A 16,602-nucleotide genomic window follows, 5' to 3' on the forward strand; every position below is an offset into this window, starting at 1 on the left:
GGTTTTTTTGTCGTCAAACGCGGGCCGTCATGAAAGGACGATCATGAGCAAGAAAAAATACGACTTTAGCCCCAACGAGTTTGTCGTTTACCCCGCCCACGGGGTCGGCAAAATTGTGTCGATCGAGACGCAAGAAATTGCTGGCTTCGAGCTTGAGATGTTCGTCATCTCATTCGAGAAAGATAAAATGACACTGCGGGTGCCGACTGACAAGGCCACCGATGTGGGGATGCGCGCCTTGGCGACACCGGACGTCGTGAGCCATGCGATGAAGACACTGCGCGGCAAGGCAAAGGTCAAAAAGGCGATGTGGTCGCGTCGTGCACAAGAGTACGAGCAAAAGATCAACTCGGGTGATCTGATCGCAATTGCAGAGGTTGTGCGCGACCTGCACCGCCAGGACGACCAGCGTGAGCAGAGCTATTCCGAGCGTCAGCTTTATGAAGCCGCACTTGAGCGCCTGACCCGCGAAATCGCGGCTGTGGCAGGCAATGATGAAAATGCAGCTGCGGCAGAGATTGATTCTGTTCTGGTCGGCCGCGCCGCGTAACTGCGTCGCCACTCAATACCAAAAAGGCCGCGCTTGTTTTCAAGCGCGGCTTTTTCTTTGTCTGTGTCAGAGTGCCCGCCAGCCAATGTCTGAGCGATAAAACCCGTCTGGCCAGTCGATCGTTTGCGCCATGGCATAGGCCTTTTCATGTGCTTCGGCCAAAGTCGCGCCCCGCGCGGTGATATTTAAAACGCGTCCGCCTGCGGCTGTGATTTGTCCGTCTTTCAGCGCGGTACCTGCGTGAAATACCATGTGGAAACTGTCTTCGGGCTGGCTGTCCAGCCCTTCAATCACGGTGCCCTTGGCATAGTTTCCGGGATAGCCATTTGCGGCCATGACGATGTTCAACGCGTGATCATCCGCCCAGTTGACCTGCATCTCGTCCAGCCGCTCTTCTGCGCAAGCGAGCAGCAGATCAAGGATCTGTCCACCCAGGCGCATCATCAGGCACTGGCATTCAGGATCGCCAAAGCGAACGTTGTATTCCACCAGACGCGGTTGGCCGTTCTGGATCATCAGGCCGACAAAAAGCACGCCCTGGAAGGGGGTGCCGCGCTTGCGCATCTCTTCCATGGTGGGGGTGATGATTTCGTCCAGCGCCTTTTGTGTAATCGCATCGGTCATCACAGGGGCAGGGGAATAGGCGCCCATGCCGCCTGTGTTCGGGCCGGTGTCGCCGTCAAAGGCGCGTTTATGGTCTTGGGCGGTGCCCACGGGCAGGATGGTTTCGCCGTCACAGAGCACAAAGAACGACGCTTCCTCACCGTCCATGAACTCTTCGATCACCACCTCGGCACCTGCCGCGCCAAAGCTGCCGTCGAACATATCGTCGATTGCGGCAAGTGCTTCGCCTTCCGTCATGGCAACGATCACGCCCTTGCCCGCCGCAAGCCCGTCAGCCTTGACCACAATTGGTGCACCTTGAGCGCGGATATAGGCACGGGCGGCATCGGCGTCAGTGAAATGCGCGTAGGCGGCAGTGGGCGCGCCTGCCGCGTCGCAGATGGCTTTTGTAAAGGACTTCGAGGCCTCGAGCTGGGCTGCCGCCTGACTCGGGCCAAAGACGAGCAGACCTGCGTTGCGCAAGCGGTCGGCGACACCGGCCGCAAGGGGGGCTTCGGGGCCGATAATGACGAAATCAATCGCATTCTCTTCAGCGAATGTCGCCACGGCATCACCGTCCAGAATGTTGATATCGGCACATTCCGCATGGGCCGCGATCCCCGCATTTCCGGGGGCGACAATCAGCCGGTCACATTTGGGGTTCTGTTTGACGGCCCAGGCCAGGCTATGTTCACGCCCGCCGCTGCCCAGAATGAGAATGTTCATATTTGTCCCCGCAAAAATTGAATTGCCCCGGTTCTAAGGCGGTGATGTCATGACCACAAGTGTCAGCCAAACCCAAGGTTTCTGGCCTCTGGTGCTTGGCGCGCGCCCCACATCGGACTACTGTCGCAGTCGAGGCAACGAAAACGAGCACAGACACAAAAATGAACCCGACCAAAAAGGACCGGCAGCTTTGGCACCGCCTTGAAGGCTACAGCTTTCATGAGCGTCCACTCACGCGTTCACTGGTCGACCGTCTGCACGAGGAAACCGGCCATTCGATTGATGTGTGCTACATTCTCGTCGAAGAATATCGTCGCTTTATGTATCTGGTGGGCAGTACCGGCGAAACGCTTGTGCCGTCGCCCATTGTTGATGTTGTCTGGAAGATGCATGCGCAGGACGAGAAAGCGTATTTCGACGATTTTTGTCCCCGTGTCCTTGGCCGCATCATTCGTCGTCCCGACGTATCTTTGCCGTTTATGGATAATCCTGCCTATGGGCGCACTCTGGATCATTACGCAGACGAGTTCGGTCGCGCGCAGGTACAATTCTGGCCTGATCCCGATTTTGCGAGGGTGCGGATTTCGCGGATGCTTTTGTGCACCAGCGGTGCATTGGCGCTGGTGTTGGCTTTGGTTTTCAAAACGGTTCTTTTTGCCCTGCTGGCGGGGGTGTTATGCGTGACAGCCTTTTTTCTGAAATGGAAATTTTCGTCCTTGCCCTTGCAGGTCGAGGGAAAAGGTGAAGCCATATGATGGATCTCTTTGACGATGGCGCCACTGACAATACGCCCGAATTTTCGGTGTCCGAGATTTCGGGCGCGGTCAAAAAGGCGATCGAGAGCGGATTTTCCCATGTGCGCGTGCGTGGCGAAGTTGGGCGGGTGTCGCGGCCAGCGTCGGGCCATATCTATATGGACCTCAAGGATGATCGCTCGGTTCTGGCCGGAGTGATCTGGAAAGGCCGTGCGCAGGCGCTGGCACATCGTCCCGAAGAGGGGATGGAAGTGATTGCCACGGGCAAGCTCACGACATTCCCCGGTCAGTCGAAATACCAGATGGTGATTGAGGATATCGCCCCTGCCGGTGCCGGTGCCCTGATGGCGATGCTGGAAAAGCGCAAGGCAGCACTTGCGGCCGAGGGGTTGTTCGCGCCCGAGCGCAAGAAACCCTTGCCCTATCTGCCCGAGATCATCGGGGTGGTCACATCGCCTTCAGGTGCGGTGATCCGCGATATTCTGCACCGCCTGCGCGATCGTTTCCCGCGCAAGGTACTGGTGTGGCCCGTGGCGGTGCAAGGCGCCAAATGTGCGCCCGAAGTGGCGGCAGCAATCGCAGGGTTCAATGCGCTGACACCCGGGGGTGCCTTGCCGCGTCCGGATTTGTTGATTGTCGCGCGGGGTGGCGGATCGCTTGAGGACCTGTGGGGGTTCAACGAGGAGATCGTGGCGCGGGCGGCTGCGGCATCGGAGATTCCGCTGATTTCTGCAGTGGGGCATGAAACCGATACCACGTTGATTGATTTTGTTTCGGACATGCGTGCGCCGACACCGACAGCGGCGGCGGAACTTGCCGTACCGGTGCGGATGGAACTGCTCGCATGGGCCGACCAGCAGGGCGCGCGCCTGAGCCGTGCTTTGACAACGGGCCTTGGGCAGCGCCAGCAACGCGTGCGCGATCTGGGGCGGGCCTTGCCGCAGGTGGATGCGTTGGTCGAAGGGCCGCGCCAGCGGTTGGATTACCTCGGTGAGCGACTGCCATCCGCACTGAAGGGGGCGGCTGCCAAGAAGCGCCTGCAGATGAGTGAGGCGGCGTTGCGTCCGGGTATTCTGTCACGCCGACTAGCAGAGGATCAACGGCGTTTGGCGGGGTTGTCCGAACGGCTGGCACCTGCGTTGAAACGCAGGACACGCGACGGGCGCATAGCGTTTGACCAGACAGCGCGTGGCTTGCGCGGCACTGTTCTGCAAGACCGTGTCGCGCGCCACACCGAACGGCTTGAAGTGCTGCTGCGCCGCCTGTCAGACCGCGCCTCACGCCAGCAGGCCGAACGTCTGGCGCGGCTGGATGCGTTGGAGCGCTTGCGCGAGACGCTGGGCTATGTCGAAACGCTCAAACGCGGATATGCCGTGGTACGGGGTGACGGGGCTGTAGTGACAACCAAGGATGCGGCAGCCGGAGCAACCGCGCTCGAGATCGAATTTGCGGACGGCAAATTGCAGGTTGGCTCAGGACGATAGATCGTTGCAGATCAGCGGTGCGTCGCTTTCGGGGACCTCGTAGATGACCGTCGTGTTGGGCCGCGTGGTATAGACCCCGCGCAGGCCTTCGGGTTCTGCATAGATTTCCCAGCATTTGTGTTCCGGATCACCGTCATAACGGAAACAGATGTCACCCTTGCTCTCGAACCAGACGCCGTATTGGCAGGTGCCATCGAACGCCGACCACATCACGCGCCGCCCTTCCAGATATCGCTCGATCCCAAAAAGCGGGTTGGTTGCGGTGCGGAATGTGATGGTCCGGCCGGTGACATAGGCGTCGAATTCGGGGCCGGTCATGGTGTCTTGCGCCACCGCAGGGGTCGCAAGCAAGAGGAACAGCGACAGACTACGCATTGCGCCACCTTTCAACGCGCGGGTCCATGATCCGCCGCCAAAGCGGGGGGATCAGCGCGATACTGGCCATCAGCGGGAGCGGGCGGGGTAGCATAGGGGCGTCATCAGGGATGTTCAGTTCAGGATAAGGCCGCGCAGGGTGCGCGTGGTGATCAGAGTGCCGCGTGGCGTTCAGCAGCATCATGGAAGAGAACCAATGCGGGCTGTTCCAGCTGTGTCTGGCAGTGACAGGCTCGGGTTTGCCGTTGTCGCGGAGAGCACGGACAAGCCCGTAGTGCTGCACATAGTCAGACATCAAGAGTTGCGACTGCGCGTATAACGAAAGTGCGCCATAGGCGACAAGTGCCTGCCATCCGCCCAGCAGGAGTGCCGTTGTCAGACAAAGAAGACTACCACCGACATAGACCGCGTAGGGGTTGCGCCATGCGGGGCGTCCGACGCGGTCCAGACGCGCCTTTTCGGCGCGGTAGCCTGCACGGAATGAGCCTGTCCACGCGCGGATGATATAGCGATAGAGGCTTTCGCCCTTGCGCGATGTGTTTGGGTCTGCGGGGGTGGCCACATGCGGGTGATGCACCAGCACATGGGCCGAGGTATGGTGCCCGAACATCAGCGTGATGTAGCACCACATGCCAAGCCGGTGCAGGGCGCGGGTGGGGCGGTGGATCAACTCATGCGCATTGGCGTTGCTGATCTGGCCGAACCACAGCCCTGCGGCAAAGAAGATTCCGATCTTTGCCAGTGGCGTGAGGTCAGCGTTGGCGAGCGACCACACAACGACGGGCAGCAGGCAAAAATGGGTCAGAGCAATTGCAACCGATAACGCGGCATCCTGCGACGCTGCACCAACAGCAGTTTCTTTCCTGATCAACCGGTCCAGCAGGCTTGTCATTGCTGTCAGATAAACAACCGCAGCAACCACCCAGCCGCCCCCCAGAAAGGCGCCAGCGCCGATCAGGGCAGCGGGTGTCAAAGTGGCAAGGCCGAAATGCAAAAGACGTGGTTCCATGTTTCGGATAGTTAGCACGGGTTTCCGCATGGTGTAGCGGAAATTGCATTGCTGCGCGGTTTGGCCGTCTTGGGTGTCGCTTTTGCGTGGTTTGGCTGCGCGCGGAGACGTATGTTGGCCCTAACGAGATGAGGATAGGCGCGATGGCTTTGGACAACCGCAAAGGTGTTTGGAAATCCGGCAAGGGCAAAGGGCGGCACCGTCCCAAGGGCCGTGCGCTTGATGACGCCGCATGGGACGAGGTCCGCATGCTCTTGGGTGATCGCCCGCGTCGGCGTGATTTGCTGATTGAGTTTTTGCACATGATTCAGGATCATTACGGCCACCTCTCTGCCGCACATCTGCGCGCCTTGGCCGAGGAAATGCGCCTGAGCCAGGCCGAGGTTTACGAGGTCGCGACCTTCTATGCCCATTTCGATGTGGTGAAAGAAGGCGAAGCGGCGCCGCCTGCGCTGACCATTCGGGTCTGCGATAGCCTGTCATGCGAATTGGCGGGCGCCCAGCAGTTGAAAGCGGCCCTCGAAGAGGGTTTGGACCCTGCCGAAGTCCGCGTCTTGCGTGCGCCCTGCATGGGGCGTTGCGATACCGCGCCGGTGTTGGAGTTGGGCCATAACCATATCGACCATGCGACGCTCGAGAAGGTGCAGGCGGCCATCGCGGCAGGCGAAACGCACGCCCATCTGCCCGATTATCAAGGCTATGCAGATTACGTGGCGACAGGTGGTTATGCAGAGCTTCAGGCCTTGCGCGACAGTGGCAATTGGGAGGATGTCCAAGACAAAGTGCTGGCCTCTGGCCTGCGCGGTTTGGGCGGTGCCGGTTTTCCATCGGGCAAGAAATGGGGCTTTGTGCGCGGCAACGCCGGCCCCCGCTATCTGGCCGTGAACGGGGACGAAGGCGAACCGGGGACGTTCAAGGACCGTTACTATCTGGAACGCACCCCGCATGTGTTCCTTGAAGGTATGCTGATCGCCGCCTGGGCGGTCGCGGCCGAGACCTGCTTTATCTATATGCGCGACGAATATCCTGCGGTGCTGGACATTCTGGCGCGCGAGATCAAGGCGCTTGAGGAGGCAGGCCTTGTCGCGGAAGGCTATATCGACCTGCGGCGCGGTGCGGGCGCTTATATCTGCGGCGAAGAATCCGCAATGATCGAAAGCATCGAAGGCAAACGCGGCATTCCGCGCCACCGGCCCCCCTTTGTGGCACAAGTCGGCATCTTTAACCGCCCCACATTGGTGCACAACGTTGAAACGCTCTATTGGGTCGCGCGGATTTGCCGTGAAGGGCCTGAAATCCTGAGCAGGGTGGAAAAGAACGGGCGCACCGGCCTGCGGTCCTATTCCGTTTCCGGCCGTGTCGCTGCGCCCGGTGTCTATCTTTTGCCAGCGGGATCAACCATCACAGATATCATCGCCGCCGCCGGTGGTATGGCCGCGGGCCATGTGTTCAAAGCCTATCAGCCGGGTGGTCCGTCTTCGGGGCTTTTGCCTGCGTCAATCAATGATGTGCCGCTTGATTTCGATACTTTGCAGCCCTTGGGTACCTTTATCGGCTCCGCCGCTGTCGTCGTGCTCTCTGATCAGGACCGCGCCCGCGATGCGGCGCTGAACATGCTGCGGTTTTTCGAGGATGAAAGCTGCGGGCAGTGCACGCCTTGCCGTGTCGGGTGCGAGAAGGCCGTGAAACTGATGCAGGCGGACATATGGGATCAGCCGCTTCTGACCGATCTTTGTACGGCGATGGCCGATGCCTCGATCTGTGGTCTGGGGCAGGCGGCCCCCAATCCGATCAAGCTGGTGATGCAGCATTTCAAGGATGAGGTATCGGGTTAAACCGCGTTGAGGCTTTCCAAACCTGTCCTGCATCATTAGGTGATAGGAAAGGCTGCTGCGGTTGATCGAGATGTCATTTTTCAAAAAACTCAAATCCCGGATGTTCAAATCCTCGTCCAAGATTGACGAGGGGCTGGACGCCATCGTGCAGGATGGCGGCGAGGAAGAGGAAATTGTTGAAGAACCGGTTGCGCCGGTTCCCCCCGTAGCCGACCCAATTCCCGAGCCCGAGCCCGAGCCCGAGCCCGAGCCCGAGCCCGAGCCCGAGCCCGAGCCCGAGCCCGAGCCCGAGCCCGAGCCCGAAGTCTACGATCCGGTTGAAGATGAGACACCCGCTGCGCCTGTCGCGCCTGTGGCCGCACCGGCACCCGTTCAGTTTGATGTCGACCTGACGGCACCTCTCACCGAGCAGGCTGTGCCTGAAGCGGAAAAGAAGGGCCTGCTCGGGCGCTTCTTCGGTGGCGGCGCTGCGGCCAAGACCGTTGTAAAACGCACGCTTGATGACGACATGCTGGAACAGCTTGAAGAGCTGCTCATTTCAGCGGATATGGGCGTTGATACGGCCCTGCGCGTGACGGCGAACATGGCCGAGGGGCGTCTGGGCCGGCGGCTCTCTGTGCAAGAGATCAAAGAACTGATGGCCCAAGAGATCGCGCGGATCATGGAACCTGTCGCGCGGCCGATGCCGCTATACGCCAAGACGCCGCAGGTGGTGCTGGTGGTCGGTGTTAACGGATCTGGCAAAACCACCACGATTGGTAAACTGGCCAGCCAGTTCAAGGCGGCTGGGAAATCAGTTGTGATCGCCGCGGGTGATACGTTCCGTGCGGCCGCTGTCGAACAATTGCAGGTCTGGGGTGATCGCGCGGGCGTCCCTGTACTGACGGCCCCCGAAGGATCAGACCCTGCAAGCCTGGCCTTTGACGCGATGACCAAGGCACAGGCGGATGGGGCTGACCTCTTGATGATCGACACGGCGGGCCGTTTGCAAAACCGTGCCGATCTGATGGAAGAACTGGCCAAGATCGTGCGGGTCATTCGCAAGAAAGACCCCGATGCGCCGCATAATACGCTACTGGTGCTGGATGCCACCACCGGGCAGAACGCCGTGCAGCAGGTCAAGGTGTTCCAGGAACTTGCGGATGTATCCGGCCTTGTGATGACGAAACTTGACGGCACGGCAAAGGGTGGCGTGCTGGTGGCCCTTGCTGACAAATTCGGCCTGCCCATCCATGCAATTGGCGTCGGTGAGCAGATTGATGATCTGGCCCCCTTTGATCCCGATGATTTCGCAGCAGCGCTGGTGGGTCTGGACCGGTGAAACGGCTTATTGCGGCATCGCTTTTTGCGTTTTTGCCGCTACCGGCGCTGGGCGACACGGATTGTGCGAAGGCCTGGACAGAAATCCGCGCCTTCGCTGCATCCTTTGGGGTGACGGATCTGACTGGGTCGGTCACATCCGGCGCAGAAGGCTGGTGCCGTTTTGCAACCTCGGATGAGACATTATTCCAGCGCGCAAATGCCGAGGGCAAGTTCCGGTTTGCCGTGTCGGAAGATGCACGATCGGGTGAAGTGGTGTTCAGTCGTCAGGAGACGCCTCTGGGGCCAATCGACGGACGGCTTGCGGTAACCCAAGACATTCGGACGGGTTCGGTGCAGCTAGATGAATTGCATGTGCAGGGCGAAGACGGGCGCGCGCTGCGGATGAGGGGGCAGTTGCACGCCGCCACGTTTGAGAATGTGACGCAGGCCCAAGAGGCGCTTGCGGAAATGACCTTTACCACAGTGTCTTTGGATTTCACCGTCACACCGGATGCGTTGGCTGATTTGCGGATCGACTTATCCGATGTGACCCGTTCCTCGGTCGATACTGCCTTGCGCGGTGTTGGTGAGGCGCAAGTGAGCGGCCGGACCAAGCGGGAATTCCTGCGGTTTGTTGGTGCCGTCCCGAATGCGCGTGGGACGCTACGGGTGACGATGGACGCGCATGAAGCGCGGCCGGTTGCGGCACTTATCGCGCCATTTTTCGCGCTGGGCCATGCGCCCGGCGAGGCCGCACTGACCAAAGCATTCGCGGCGGGACTGGATGACACGACGCTGACAGTCATCTGGAATCCGGGGCGCATGTGAACGAGCTTGGTGCATGGCTGGTTGCGATTTCTGGCACGCCAGAGGGTGCGCGGCTTGCAACCGTTCTTGCACTTGTGTCGGCCTTGGCCCATGCGATTTTCGGGGCGTTGCAGAAGGGGCGCTATGATCCCTGGCTGACGCGGGGGGCGATTGATGGCTGGCTGTTCGTGCTTTCTGCACCTATCGCGCTTTTCGTCGTACCTTGGCCCAATCTGACCACGGCCCTGATCCTCGTTGGCGCGATCGTGATCCATTTTGCCTATAAGGTGACAATGGCAATGGCCTATGAAAGGGCGGCCTACACGGTGGTTTATCCGGTTGTGCGCGGCACGGGGCCTTTGGTAACCGTGCTGGCGGCGTCGCTGTTTTTCGGAGAGTTTTTCACGCCCGTGCAGTGGGTCGGGGTGGCCTGTCTGAGCGGGGGGATTTTGCTGCTGGCGGTGCGGAATATTACCGAAGAGGTGCTGGACCCGCGGACACTGAAGCTGGGGCTGCTGTGGGCCTTGGCAGGGGGGATCTTGGTCGCAATCTATACGACCTATGATGCCTATGGCATCCGCCAAAGCCCTGATCCCTTTACCTTTCTGGCGTGGTTCTTCTTTGTTACGGCCATTGATTTTCCGCTCTTGGCGGCGTGGCGGTATCGGCGCATGACGCTGCAACCTGTGCTAGGCCCCCTGATGTGGCGGGGGTTCATCGGTGCGTTGATTGCTTGGGTCAGCTTTGGCGGGGTACTTTTGGCCACGCGGTTGGACAAAGTCGGCGAAGCGGCGGTGCTGCGCGAAACTTCGGTTGTTTTTGCCGCATTGATTGGCTGGTTCATTATGGGTGAAAAAGTAGGGCCGCGCCGTCTCTTTTTGATGACGCTGGTTGCACTCGGCGCTGTCATCGTGGAAATGGGTGGCTGAAGGAGATATTTATGGCTGAGAAAACCATCAATCCAATTCTGAAACAGGTTTTGGAACTTGGGCCGACGCTTGCGTTTTTCCTGATCTATCTGCGGATCAGGGATGAGACGTTTACCTTTGGTGGCGCTGAATATACCGGCTTTATCGTCTCTGCCCTGATCTTTATTCCGATCCTGTTGGCTGCGATGGCTGTGCTATGGATCCTGACAGGCAAGTTGAGCCGGATGCAGGTTTTTACCGCCTTCATGGTCATCTTCTTTGGCGGTCTGACGGCCTATTTCAACGACGAGCGTTTTTTCAAAATGAAAACCACCATCGTTTACGGCGTCATGGCGGGCCTTTTGGGGATTGGCCTGTTGCGGGGGAAAAGCTACTTGCAGTACGTCATGGAAGAGTTCCTGCCGATGGAAAAAGAGGGCTGGATGATTTTCACCCGTCGCCTTTGTTATATGTTTGCGGCTCTCGGAATTGCGAATGAAATTATCTGGCGCACACAAACCACCGACCTTTGGGTCAAGCTGGAGACTTTTGCGTTTCCGGCGGTCCTGATGGTGTTCCTATGGGTGCAGATTTACAAATTGCAACGCTATTTCATTGAGGTCCCAGAGGCGGCGAAAGACTAACGCAGTTCGGGGTAGCGCATGCCGCCGGCGCGGTGCTGGTTATAATTGCCTTTATCGCGGCGATACCGCAGCGTATCGACGAGCAAGTCCGTCAAATACGGGCGAAATGTCACCCCTGCACGTGTTCCTGAAACCCAGCGTACAATTGCGTCTACCTTGTGGTTGAGAACCTGGAACGTCACCTTTTCACCGCGCGTCAGCTGTCCTGAGCATGTAAGGCGTGCGCCGGTATTGTTGACGTCGATAACCGAACATTCAACCTGTCCCGAAGGTGTGGAGAGTTTGATCGGAAACTGCGTTGGATAGCGATGTGGACGGTACTGCATGAAAGGCCCCAAAGTCTTGGATGGCCCTTTGATAAACGCGCATCGCTAACAAACCGTTACGTCTATTTGCGAAAAAGGATATTCTGCGCACCTGTGTCTTTGCGAAAATCGCCGCGCTTTTCTGCCGCCACAGCGCGCCCGCGTTGCACACCAGGCCTTGCGCCCATCGCACCAAGCCAGCGTGCCATATGGGGTTTGTCATCCAAGGTTTGCTGCTGACCTTCCCAAAGCGACGCCCAGCCCCAAATCGCCATATCCGCAATCGAATAGAAATCACCAGCCACAAATTCATGTCTGGCCAGCTGTCTGTCCAGCACACCGTATAGCCGCGCCGTTTCATTGCGGTAGCGGTCTTTGGCGTAGGATAGGTCGTTGGGTGGGTCCATTGCGGGCGCATATTTCAGAAAGTGATGCGCCTGTCCTGCCATCGGGCCCAGCCCGCCCATTTGCCACATCAGCCATTGGTCCACGCTGATGCGGTCGCGTTCGGTTGTGCCGTAGAACTTTCCCGTCTTGCGGGCGAGGTATTGCAGGATCGCGCCGGATTCGAAGATCGAAATCGGAGCGCCGTCCGGCCCGTCGGGATCAACAATCGCAGGCATGCGGTTGTTTGGCGAAATCGCAAGGAACGCAGGTTTGAACTGATCGCCCGCACCGATATCCACCAGATGGAGCCTATAGGGCAGCCCCATCTCCTCGAGTGCAATCGTGGCCTTCCATCCGTTGGGTGTGGGCCAGAAATAGAGGTCAATCGGTTGGGGCATCGTTTCACACGCGGGTTAAGATGTCCGTATCATCGCATCTGTCCACGAAAGGACAAGCTCCTATTCACGGTCGCATGAGGTGCCATCTGGGGAACTGTGTCGCAAACGGACTGTAAATACGCCAGGGGGGTTAGCGCGGGACTGTGCAGCAAGCGCCGATAGAAAGCGCAGACATCTTTGCGCAGATAGCCCGACCAATGGCAAATGCCGGTCTGCGACTGCGAAAGCGAAAAACCTGCAGATGTCAGTGCAGATTGCATTGTCTGGCAGTCAATATTGACATCGAGCAACCTTTGATGGCGCAGGCGGCCGCGACCGACAGTCGGGCCCCAATGCGGCAAAGCAGCCCGCAACAGCAAATCAAACAGCGTGTTGGCCCTGCTGCGGATATTGATGATCTCGGTGCTGCCACCGACACGGCTACCCAAGGCACTCTTAAGTTCATGTTCGAAGACTGCAGCTGCAATCAGAATGACGCGTGAAACAGTGCCGCAAGGGAGCGCAGACAATGCGCTTACTGCAACCCGTGCACCCAAGGAATGTGCAACGATGTGAATGGGCCGGTGTGGCGTTTGCGCCCTGATACGGCAAATCAGGGCCGCAAGTGCCTTCGCGGCGCAGGCGGCTTGGGCATGGGCTTGCCAGATGGTGCCGCTTGCATGCCAGCCAAACCCGATCGCCAGACCTTTTCTGCCCTGCAGTCCGAGGCGACGCGGCCATGATGCAACGCGCTTGACGCGCCGGTCGGGGTTGTAGGCGTAAATCTGGCGTTGGGGATCACGTGCGGGGTCCGCCGGATCGTATTTGAAGCCGTGTAGCATAATGACGATCGGAGCGTCTGGATCGAGGCCCCGCAGTGCCGATTCGAGCTTGTAGTCAGAGGGGGGCGTGCTTTGTGTCACCGCGAGGTGGGCCATGTGATAATCCCGCATTGCTTGACGGGTGCGTGCCACGACTATTCGACGTCTATGTGACGTTTGTTCAAAGGTTGTGTGACAGTGTGTTGGCATATCTTGTGGTGCAGGTTGTGTGACCGGCGATATCTGCCATGGTTTGTTGGAGGTGTTCATGCCTTCTTGATTTTTGTCTGGCAGCGGCGTATCGCGTGTTTTGTGGCGATTTGTTACCGGATTGCGGGCCACGTTAAACATGCCGCTAAAGAGGACTCTAGGTTGATCAACCTCGATGCCCCTTATCCGGTATCGGGGTTTTTTATTGCGTGCGGCATGCGCGAGGAAGAAAAGATGGATACGTGGAAAAAACGCACCAAGGCGGTGCATTCAGGGATCAGGCGCAGCCAGTATAATGAGGTCAGCGAAGCGATATTTTTGACCCAGGGGTTTGTGTATGACACAGCCGAAGACGCCGAGGCGCGGTTCATCAAGGCGGGCGCCGACGAATTCATCTATGCGCGTTACGGAAACCCCACCGTGGCGATGTTCGAAGACCGGATTGCAGCCCTTGAAGGGGCCGAGGACGGGTTTGCCACGGCCTCTGGCATGGCGGCTGTCAACGGGGCGCTGACGTCTATGCTCAAAGCCGGCGATCATGTTGTATCTGCCCGCGCGCTCTTCGGATCGTGTCTTTATATTCTTGAAGAAATCCTGCCGCGCTATGGCGTTGAGGTGACCTTTGTCGACGGCACGGATCTTGCGGCCTGGGAGGCCGCGATCCGGCCCGACACCAAAGTCGTCTTTTTCGAAAGCATTTCGAACCCAACGCTGGAAGTGATTGATATTGCGGCCGTGTCGAGGTTTGCCCATGCGGTAGATGCGATCGTGATGGTGGATAATGTCTTTGCAACGCCGGTGTTTTCAAATGCGCTGGAACAGGGTGCCGATGTCGTTGTCTATTCGGCGACCAAACATATTGACGGGCAGGGCCGTGCGCTGGGCGGGGTGATCCTCGGGACGCGTGAGTTTATCCGCGGCACGTTAGAGCCCTATATGAAGCATACCGGTGGTTCGATGTCGCCGTTTACCGCTTGGATGATGCTCAAGGGGCTTGAGACGATCGACCTGCGGGTGCGTGCGCAGGCGGCAACGGCGCAGTATCTGGCCGAACAGCTTGAGGCGGACGGCAAGCTTGCCAACGTCATATATCCCGGTCTTGCCAGCCATCCGCAATACGCGCTGAACATGGCGCAGATGCAGGCAGGCGGCACCGTGCTTGCGATTGATGCAGGGTCGCAAAAGGCGGCCTTTGCGCTGTTGAACGCGCTGGAGATCTGGACGATCTCCAACAACCTTGGTGATGCCAAATCAATCGCGACACACCCAGCGACGACGACGCACCAAAGGCTAACGCCGGAAACCAAGGCGATTTTGGGCATTACACCGGGTCTCATCCGGATGAGCGTCGGTCTGGAAGACCCTGATGATCTGTTGGCTGATCTGCGTGCTGCGATCGCGCATTTGTGATGAGGTGACGCGGGGCCCGTTTCCTGCTTTAATCGGGCAGGTGACGGGGGCAAAAAGGCTAGGCTCATGACTGATCCACGCGCGGAATTGCAACGTATCTACAAAGATATCATTGGAAAATCCGATGCGCTGCCCCATGTTGGGGTGTCGATAGCACCGACGGGGAGCACAGACATGAATATCCACTCTCGTGACATGGATCGCGAACCTACACGCGCGGAAGCCGAGGCGGCGTTGGCGCTTTTGCGGCGCTGGGCGGTCGATGTGACGGCCGAGGAAGTAGCGACACTCGATCCGCTGGTGTCACGTTTGATCCCCGGGCAAGAAGTGTCGAACTATCCTGCTTTGGCGCGGGCCTACCCCGAAGATTTCGAGGTGGACGACGCCTATAAGGCCACGATGCCAGATTTGCAGAACGGGCCGTCCAGTCTGATCCGTGGGGCGCAGCAGCAAATCCAGCATGTAGGCATTTCCAATTTCCGCCTGCCGATCCGGTTCCACACCCGTGACAACGGTGATTTGACGCTCGAAACATCCGTCACCGGAACCGTATCGCTTGAGGCGGAGAAGAAGGGCATCAATATGTCCCGCATCATGCGAACCTTCTACAAGCACGCGGGCGAGACCTTTAGCTTTGAAGTGATCGAGAAAGCGCTGGATGCCTATAAGACTGATCTTGAGAGTTTTGACGCGCGCATCCAGATGCGGTTCAGCTTTCCGATGAAAGTGGAAAGCCTGCGGTCAGGTCTTTCGGGCTATCAGTATTACGATATTGCGCTGGAACTGGTCGAAAGGGCAGGCGTGCGCAAAAAGATCGTACACCTTGATTATGTCTATTCGTCGACGTGCCCGTGTTCGCTGGAATTGTCCGAACATGCCCGCCAATTCCGCGGACAACTGGCGACACCACATTCGCAGCGTTCGGTTGCGCGCATTTCGGTGCTTTTGGAAAATGGTGCCGATGTGCTGTGGTTCGAGGACCTGATTGATCGCGCGCGCGCGGCTGTGCCGACCGAAACACAAGTGATGGTCAAGCGCGAGGACGAGCAGGCTTTTGCCGAACTCAATGCCGCCAATCCGATCTTTGTCGAGGACGCGGCACGGCTCTTTACCGAGCAATTACAACTGGATACGCGGATTTCCGATTTCCGCGTGATTGCAAGCCATCAAGAAAGCCTGCACAGCCATGATGCGGTGTCCGTGCTGACAGAAGGCGACACATTCGCAGCAGAAAGTCTTGATCCAAGGCTCTTTGCGTCACTGTTCCACGTTGGCTGAATGTAAGGTGGGTCAAGACCCACCTTACGCCTTGGCACCGTTAACTATACTTACGTCGCCTCAGCCCTTGAAGCCCCTGACGCCCAACACTAGAGTCAGCGATGATAATGGAACGCGGACACATCGTCCGAATATGAGGCAGTAGTTATGCAAGACCCCGTCGAGACCTATATGAACCTTGTCCCAATGGTGGTCGAACAGACCGCACGGGGTGAGCGCGCTTACGACATCTTCTCGCGCCTGTTGAAAGAGCGCATCATCTTCGTAAACGGCCCCGTCCATGACGGCATGAGCCAGCTCATTGTCGCGCAGCTTTTGCACCTTGAATCGGAAAACCCGAAAAAAGAAATCAGCATGTACATCAACAGCCCCGGCGGCGTGGTGACATCCGGTTTGTCAATCTATGACACGATGCAGTACATCCGCCCGAAGGTCAGCACGCTGGTCATTGGCCAAGCGGCCTCCATGGGCTCGCTCTTGCTGACCGCAGGGCATGAAGGCATGCGTTTTTCGCTGCCCAACAGCCGTGTTATGGTGCACCAGCCATCGGGTGGTTATCAGGGGCAGGCCACGGACATCATGATCCATGCCGCAGAAACCCAGAAGCTGAAAACTCGCCTGAACGAGATCTACGTCAAGCACACCGGCAACACCCTGAAAAAGGTTGAGGCCGCCTTGGAGCGTGACAACTTCATGTCGCCTGAAGAGGCAAAGGAGTGGGGTTTGATCGACGAGATCGTCGAAAACCGCACCAAAGCCGAGGATTAAGGCTTTTTTGCAACGCTGCGACAAACAAACGCGGTTTCGGCCGCGTTT

At 58.4% G+C, this 16,602-nt stretch carries 17 protein-coding genes and 1 riboswitch; of the genes, 11 read left to right on the forward strand and 6 right to left on the reverse strand.

Annotated features, from left to right (window positions below):
- Window positions 1-43 precede the first annotated feature (43 nt).
- Window positions 44-550, forward strand: coding sequence for a CarD family transcriptional regulator (locus tag VGP75_RS07815; RefSeq protein ID WP_055294644.1), 507 nt, complete (start codon window positions 44-46; stop codon window positions 548-550).
- A 66-nt stretch (window positions 551-616) separates the two neighbouring features.
- Here VGP75_RS07815 and purD read toward each other — a convergent pair whose 3' ends face one another.
- Window positions 617-1,879, reverse strand: a complete 1,263-nt coding sequence (purD, locus tag VGP75_RS07820) for a phosphoribosylamine--glycine ligase (protein ID WP_327543124.1) — start codon at window positions 1,877-1,879, stop codon at window positions 617-619.
- 161 nt (window positions 1,880-2,040) lie between these two features.
- Here purD and VGP75_RS07825 point away from each other — a divergent pair, with 161 nt between their 5' ends.
- Both VGP75_RS07825 and xseA read left to right on the forward strand, forming a co-directional pair.
- The gene (locus tag VGP75_RS07825) at window positions 2,041-2,634 is read left to right on the forward strand and encodes a hypothetical protein (protein ID WP_327543125.1); all 594 of its coding nucleotides are present in this window, start codon (window positions 2,041-2,043) and stop codon (window positions 2,632-2,634) included.
- Complete coding sequence (gene xseA / locus VGP75_RS07830; RefSeq protein WP_327543126.1) at window positions 2,631-4,118, forward strand: exodeoxyribonuclease VII large subunit; 1,488 nt, start codon at window positions 2,631-2,633, stop codon at window positions 4,116-4,118. Before VGP75_RS07825 ends, xseA begins: the two co-directional genes overlap by 4 nt.
- Here the strand turns inward: xseA and VGP75_RS07835 are convergent.
- Together VGP75_RS07835 and VGP75_RS07840 are read right to left on the reverse strand one after the other, a co-directional pair.
- Complete coding sequence (locus VGP75_RS07835) at window positions 4,107-4,493, reverse strand: hypothetical protein (protein WP_327543127.1); 387 nt, start codon at window positions 4,491-4,493, stop codon at window positions 4,107-4,109. The two genes, xseA and VGP75_RS07835, sit on opposite strands and share 12 nt — an antisense overlap.
- On the reverse strand, window positions 4,486-5,502 hold the full coding sequence (locus VGP75_RS07840; RefSeq protein WP_327543128.1) for an alkane 1-monooxygenase: 1,017 nt from the start codon (window positions 5,500-5,502) through the stop codon (window positions 4,486-4,488). The genes VGP75_RS07835 and VGP75_RS07840 overlap by 8 nt, the downstream gene beginning before the upstream one ends.
- Before the next feature lie 143 nt (window positions 5,503-5,645).
- Here VGP75_RS07840 and VGP75_RS07845 point away from each other — a divergent pair, with 143 nt between their 5' ends.
- From VGP75_RS07845 to VGP75_RS07865, 5 genes are all read left to right on the forward strand, one after another.
- On the forward strand, window positions 5,646-7,337 hold the full coding sequence (locus tag VGP75_RS07845) for an NAD(P)H-dependent oxidoreductase subunit E (RefSeq protein ID WP_327543129.1): 1,692 nt from the start codon (window positions 5,646-5,648) through the stop codon (window positions 7,335-7,337).
- 70 nt (window positions 7,338-7,407) lie between these two features.
- Window positions 7,408-8,658, forward strand: a complete 1,251-nt coding sequence (gene ftsY, locus VGP75_RS07850; RefSeq protein WP_327543130.1) for a signal recognition particle-docking protein FtsY — start codon at window positions 7,408-7,410, stop codon at window positions 8,656-8,658.
- Entirely contained in the window at window positions 8,655-9,467 is an 813-nt protein-coding gene (locus VGP75_RS07855; RefSeq protein ID WP_327543131.1) for a hypothetical protein, read from the forward strand. The genes ftsY and VGP75_RS07855 overlap by 4 nt, the downstream gene beginning before the upstream one ends.
- Window positions 9,464-10,375 (forward strand): EamA family transporter, encoded by a 912-nt coding sequence (locus VGP75_RS07860; protein ID WP_327543132.1) that lies wholly within the window; start codon window positions 9,464-9,466, stop codon window positions 10,373-10,375. The genes VGP75_RS07855 and VGP75_RS07860 overlap by 4 nt, the downstream gene beginning before the upstream one ends.
- 11 nt (window positions 10,376-10,386) lie before the next feature.
- Complete coding sequence (locus VGP75_RS07865) at window positions 10,387-10,998, forward strand: inner membrane-spanning protein YciB (RefSeq protein WP_327543133.1); 612 nt, start codon at window positions 10,387-10,389, stop codon at window positions 10,996-10,998.
- Here the strand turns inward: VGP75_RS07865 and VGP75_RS07870 are convergent.
- The 3 genes from VGP75_RS07870 to VGP75_RS07880 form a co-directional block, all read right to left on the reverse strand.
- On the reverse strand, window positions 10,995-11,324 hold the full coding sequence (locus tag VGP75_RS07870) for a PilZ domain-containing protein (protein WP_327543134.1): 330 nt from the start codon (window positions 11,322-11,324) through the stop codon (window positions 10,995-10,997). The genes VGP75_RS07865 and VGP75_RS07870 overlap by 4 nt on opposite strands.
- Before the next feature lie 62 nt (window positions 11,325-11,386).
- Window positions 11,387-12,088, reverse strand: coding sequence for a glutathione S-transferase N-terminal domain-containing protein (locus VGP75_RS07875; protein WP_327543135.1), 702 nt, complete (start codon window positions 12,086-12,088; stop codon window positions 11,387-11,389).
- A 29-nt stretch (window positions 12,089-12,117) separates the two neighbouring features.
- Complete coding sequence (locus tag VGP75_RS07880) at window positions 12,118-13,005, reverse strand: alpha/beta hydrolase (RefSeq protein WP_327543136.1); 888 nt, start codon at window positions 13,003-13,005, stop codon at window positions 12,118-12,120.
- A 185-nt stretch (window positions 13,006-13,190) separates the two neighbouring features.
- Window positions 13,191-13,268, forward strand: a riboswitch (SAM riboswitch).
- A gap of 64 nt (window positions 13,269-13,332) precedes the next feature.
- On the opposite strand from VGP75_RS07880, the gene metZ reads away from it, so the two are divergent.
- From metZ to VGP75_RS07895, 3 genes are all read left to right on the forward strand, one after another.
- Window positions 13,333-14,508, forward strand: a complete 1,176-nt coding sequence (gene metZ / locus VGP75_RS07885; RefSeq protein ID WP_327543137.1) for an O-succinylhomoserine sulfhydrylase — start codon at window positions 13,333-13,335, stop codon at window positions 14,506-14,508.
- A gap of 174 nt (window positions 14,509-14,682) precedes the next feature.
- Window positions 14,683-15,786 (forward strand): GTP cyclohydrolase FolE2, encoded by a 1,104-nt coding sequence (gene folE2, locus VGP75_RS07890; RefSeq protein ID WP_327543164.1) that lies wholly within the window; start codon window positions 14,683-14,685, stop codon window positions 15,784-15,786.
- Between the two features lie 147 nt (window positions 15,787-15,933).
- Window positions 15,934-16,554, forward strand: a complete 621-nt coding sequence (locus VGP75_RS07895) for an ATP-dependent Clp protease proteolytic subunit (RefSeq protein ID WP_055687549.1) — start codon at window positions 15,934-15,936, stop codon at window positions 16,552-16,554.
- The last annotated feature ends 48 nt before the right edge of the window (window positions 16,555-16,602 follow it).

The organism is Yoonia sp. (assembly GCF_036007805.1).
Taxonomy (GTDB): Bacteria; Pseudomonadota; Alphaproteobacteria; order Rhodobacterales; family Rhodobacteraceae; genus Yoonia.

Coding starts and splice junctions, on each gene's coding strand:
- VGP75_RS07895 (WP_055687549.1), top strand. CDS start 15,934: ATGCAAGACCCCGTCGAGACCTATATGAACCTTGTCCCAATGGTGGTC.
- ftsY (WP_327543130.1), top strand. CDS start 7,408: ATGTCATTTTTCAAAAAACTCAAATCCCGGATGTTCAAATCCTCGTCC.
- purD (WP_327543124.1), bottom strand. CDS start 1,879: ATGAACATTCTCATTCTGGGCAGCGGCGGGCGTGAACATAGCCTGGCC.
- VGP75_RS07845 (WP_327543129.1), top strand. CDS start 5,646: ATGGCTTTGGACAACCGCAAAGGTGTTTGGAAATCCGGCAAGGGCAAA.
- VGP75_RS07880 (WP_327543136.1), bottom strand. CDS start 13,005: ATGGCCCACCTCGCGGTGACACAAAGCACGCCCCCCTCTGACTACAAG.
- VGP75_RS07835 (WP_327543127.1), bottom strand. CDS start 4,493: ATGCGTAGTCTGTCGCTGTTCCTCTTGCTTGCGACCCCTGCGGTGGCG.
- VGP75_RS07825 (WP_327543125.1), top strand. CDS start 2,041: ATGAACCCGACCAAAAAGGACCGGCAGCTTTGGCACCGCCTTGAAGGC.
- VGP75_RS07870 (WP_327543134.1), bottom strand. CDS start 11,324: ATGCAGTACCGTCCACATCGCTATCCAACGCAGTTTCCGATCAAACTC.
- xseA (WP_327543126.1), top strand. CDS start 2,631: ATGATGGATCTCTTTGACGATGGCGCCACTGACAATACGCCCGAATTT.
- VGP75_RS07815 (WP_055294644.1), top strand. CDS start 44: ATGAGCAAGAAAAAATACGACTTTAGCCCCAACGAGTTTGTCGTTTAC.
- folE2 (WP_327543164.1), top strand. CDS start 14,683: ATGAATATCCACTCTCGTGACATGGATCGCGAACCTACACGCGCGGAA.
- VGP75_RS07875 (WP_327543135.1), bottom strand. CDS start 12,088: ATGCCCCAACCGATTGACCTCTATTTCTGGCCCACACCCAACGGATGG.
- VGP75_RS07840 (WP_327543128.1), bottom strand. CDS start 5,502: ATGGAACCACGTCTTTTGCATTTCGGCCTTGCCACTTTGACACCCGCT.
- metZ (WP_327543137.1), top strand. CDS start 13,333: ATGGATACGTGGAAAAAACGCACCAAGGCGGTGCATTCAGGGATCAGG.
- VGP75_RS07865 (WP_327543133.1), top strand. CDS start 10,387: ATGGCTGAGAAAACCATCAATCCAATTCTGAAACAGGTTTTGGAACTT.